Source organism: Synechococcus sp. H55.9, assembly GCF_047462355.1.
Classification (GTDB): domain Bacteria; phylum Cyanobacteriota; class Cyanobacteriia; order Thermostichales; family Thermostichaceae; genus Thermostichus.
Window position 1 is genome coordinate 33,019 of the sequence record NZ_JANSJB010000009.1, and the last position, 3,725, is coordinate 36,743.

Here is a 3,725-nt window from a genome sequence, read left to right on the forward strand (position 1 = left end):
TGCGCCAGGCAGGCACCTTTCGGGAGGGAGAGGACATTCCCACCTGCGTGCTGGACTTCAATGCCCTGGAGCGAGAGCGGGGCATCACCATCCTGGCCAAGAACACAGCCGTCCGCTACGGCGAAACCCTGATCAATATTGTCGATACCCCCGGCCACGCCGACTTCGGCGGAGAGGTGGAGCGGGTGCTGGGCATGGTGGAGGGCTGCTTGTTGATCGTGGACGCCAACGAAGGCCCGATGCCGCAAACCCGCTTTGTGCTGCGCAAGGCGTTGGAAAAGGGCCTGCGCCCGATCGTGGTGGTCAACAAAATCGATCGGCCTCGTGCCGAGCCCTACAAGGCCATCGACAAGGTGCTGGATCTGTTTTTGGAGCTGGGGGCCGACGAAGACCAGTGCGACTTTCCCTACCTCTTTGCTTCGGGGCTGCGGGGCTTTGCCCTGGAAGAAGCTGACCTGAAAGCTTTTCTGGAAGGAAGGTACAGCGGCCCGCTGGACATGAAGCCCCTCTTTGAAGCCATCCTCAAGCATGTCCCGCCGCCGATTGGGGATCCGGCCAAGCCGTTACAACTGCAGGTTACCACGCTGGAGTACTCGGAATACCTGGGTCGGATCGTGATCGGCAAGATCCACAACGGCACCATCCGCCTTGGGGATCAGTTGGCGGTGGTCAAAGAAGATGGGTCGATCGTCAAGGGCAAGGTAACCAAGCTCTTTGGCTTCCAGGGCCTGCAGCGCGTCGAGCTCACCGAGGCTACTGCCGGCCACATCGTCGCCGTGGCGGGGTTTGCCGAGGCCAACATCGGCCACACCCTCACCTCTCCCGAGAACCCGCAGGCTTTGCCGCTGATCAAGGTGGATGAGCCGACGCTGCAGGTGATGATCTGCGTCAACGACTCTCCCTTTGCCGGCCAAGAGGGCACCTTTGTTACTTCGCGGCAATTGCGGGAGCGCCTGCTGCGGGAGCTGGAAACCAACGTGGCGCTGCGGGTGGAAGAGACAGATTCCCCGGATCGCTTTTTGGTGTCGGGGCGGGGCGAGCTGCACCTGGGCATTTTGCTGGAGACCATGCGGCGGGAGGGCTACGAGTTTCAGGTGGGGCAGCCGAAGGTGATCTTCCGCGAGGTCAACGGCCAACCCTACGAGCCCTATGAGTGTTTGGTGCTGGATGTGCCGGAATCGACGGTGGGCGCCTGCATTGAACGGCTGGGGCAGCGGCGGGGGGAGATGCAGAACCTGATGGTGGGCGCGGACGGGCGGGCCCAGTTGGAGTTTGTCATCCCGGCCCGAGGGCTGATCGGCTTCCGTGGGGAGTTTATCCGCATCACCCGCGGCGAGGGGATCATGAGCCACAGCTTTTTGGAGTATCGCCCCCTGACCTCTGAAATGGAAATGCGCCGCAACGGGGTGCTGATCGCCTTTGAAGAAGGGGTGGCCACCAGCTACGCACTGAAAAATGCGGAAGACCGCGGGGTGTTCTTCATTACGCCAGGTACCCGCGTCTACAAGGGCATGATCGTGGGCGAGCACAACCGTCCACAGGACTTGGAGTTGAACGTCTGCAAAACCAAGCAACTGACCAACCACCGGGCTGCCAGCGGGGAAGAGCTGGTGCATTTGCAGGCGCCGGTGGAGATGAACCTGGAGCGGGCGCTGGAGTACATCGGCGAGGACGAGCTGGTGGAGATCACGCCCCAGTCGGTGCGGCTGCGCAAGGCGCAGTTGACGGCCTCTCGTCGCTAGTGGTCGGCTACCACCGTCGCAGGTAGAAGCGCAGGTTGGGGAAATAGAAGGCCCCCCAAATCCCCAGCAAGACAACTCCCAAACCCAACAAAGCCAGCCACAGGCGGGGACGGCTGTGGAGCCAGTCGGATCCCACTTGCACATAGGCCAGATCCACCCAGGCGGTGTTGCCGCGGCGGAACCAGCCCACCACCTTGACCCGCCGGCCCATGAGGCCGCGGAGCCGCTTTAGGCCGGAAAAGACATTGCCCACCGGTCCCAGGGGAGAGGTAAAGCGCAGCGGGATCAGCCCGGTGGCATCTTGCAGCTTCGGCTCCGCCCCCAGTTGATAGCCGGCTTGTCCCAAGCCCAGCAGCTCTCCTTCCAGCTCCACCGGCTGGCCACGGCAGGGATCCGCCTCAGGGTCAGCCAGCAACTGGAGCACATCGGTCGGCTGGGGCAAAAAGGCTCCGCGGTACATCAGTCCTGCTTTGGCCCACAGTCCCACCCCATAGCCCACTACCGCTGCCGCAGCAATGACTTTGGGATCGAGGCGATCTTGCAGCAGCAGGTAGAGGATCAGCCCCACCAGCCAACCGACGAGGATCCCGACCACTTCGGCAGCGTAGATGGCCAGATCCAGCCAGAAGCGAGCTGGCAGAGGAGCTGCTCCCCCCTTTGGCCTGCCCAAGCTCAGCTCCGGCGCCAGGCGCAGCCGTTGCGCATATTCCGCCAAAACCTGGAAGCGGTGCCCCGGCAACGGATGACTGGAGTTGACCTGCATCCAGCGGGCCCAGGGGTTGAGCTGATCCCAGAGAAAGACTTGGCCGGCCTGGGCGGGATCCCGGAGACGGCTGGCTGCACTGGCGGCGGTGGTGGTTTTGAAGTCCAGGAGGCTGAAGAGGCGGGTGCAGTGCAGCAGCGAAGATGGGCGGCGGTCGTTTTTGTGGGCCTCCTGCAGGCCGGCAGCCGACTTGAGCAGGGCAGCCACCAGCCCGTTGGGGTTGCCCGTGGCCTCCACCGCAAAGTGATCGGCGTGGTAGGTGCCCAGGCGAGAGAGGAAAAACAGCGGGTAGGAAAGCACTGTGTAGATCAGGTAGAGCAGTGGGGCCACATGGCCGATGAGATCCCGCCGTTTGTTCCCCAGTTGGCTCACCTGCTCCAGAGCCAAGTAAACCAGTTGAAGGGGGGATCCCAGCAGGGTCATAACCAGGATGTCGCCGTTGACGATGCGCCCCAGGGCTTGGGCATAGACGGCGGCAATCTCATCCGGGGCAAGCTGCTGCAACAGGGCCTGGGTGACCACGATGCGGCCGCCGTCGGGAAGAGTGCCGTAAACAAAAGCCAGCGGCCCCCCTTCCGGGATCACCCCTAGGCGGGGTTGTTTCAGTTGTTTTTGGGCGCAGAGGCGCTGCAGCAGGCGGGCCGCCTCGGGACTGTGGCGCTCAATTTCCCCCAAGGTGGTCCAGCGCAGCTTGTGCAGCCGCCGGTGCAGGTGATCCATCAGCCAGGGGGCAAAAAACAAAAGGCCGACGCCAAAGTTGACCGCCAGGCTGCCGGCTACCAACCAGCGCAGGCCATTGCGCAGCCAGGGCAGCAACCCTTGCAAAAACCAAAGTTGCCGCGGAAAACTCAGCCGTCCGAAATCTAGGTGAGCGCCCACCAGCACAAAACTCAGCCACCAGAGGAAGAGGATGCCCACAGCCAGGGATCCCCACTTGGCCCAGCGTAGAGAGCCGGCCCGCTCCGGCAGGGGGATCTTCAGGCCCAGTTGACCGGCCCGTTGGCGGCTGGAGAGCGGCTGAGCCTCAGGAGCCGGTTCTGGGGAGGGCGGGGAAGCAGCGGGTTTTTCCACCGTTTGGGGCAGGCGGGGCAGGATTTTTTGGGCCCAGCCTCGCGCCTGGGGATCCGGGTGCTGCAGCAGTTCCAGACAAAGCGCCCGCGCCTTCTCCGCCTCGCCCGCCAGATGGTAGGCCCGCACCAGGTTCATCTGGGCCTCCAGGG

2 protein-coding genes are annotated in these 3,725 nt (G+C 63.5%); one reads left to right on the top strand and one right to left on the bottom strand.

Features of this window, described 5'->3' with window-relative positions:
- The coding region (typA, locus tag NW857_RS02445) for a translational GTPase TypA (RefSeq protein WP_414367871.1) at positions 1–1,742 on the top strand (1,742 nt) is incomplete at its 5' end.
- 7 nt (positions 1,743–1,749) lie between these two features.
- Here typA and NW857_RS02450 read toward each other — a convergent pair.
- Positions 1,750–3,725, bottom strand: a 1,976-nt coding sequence (locus NW857_RS02450) for a M48 family metalloprotease (protein ID WP_414367873.1), incomplete at its 5' end; no start/stop codon positions are given.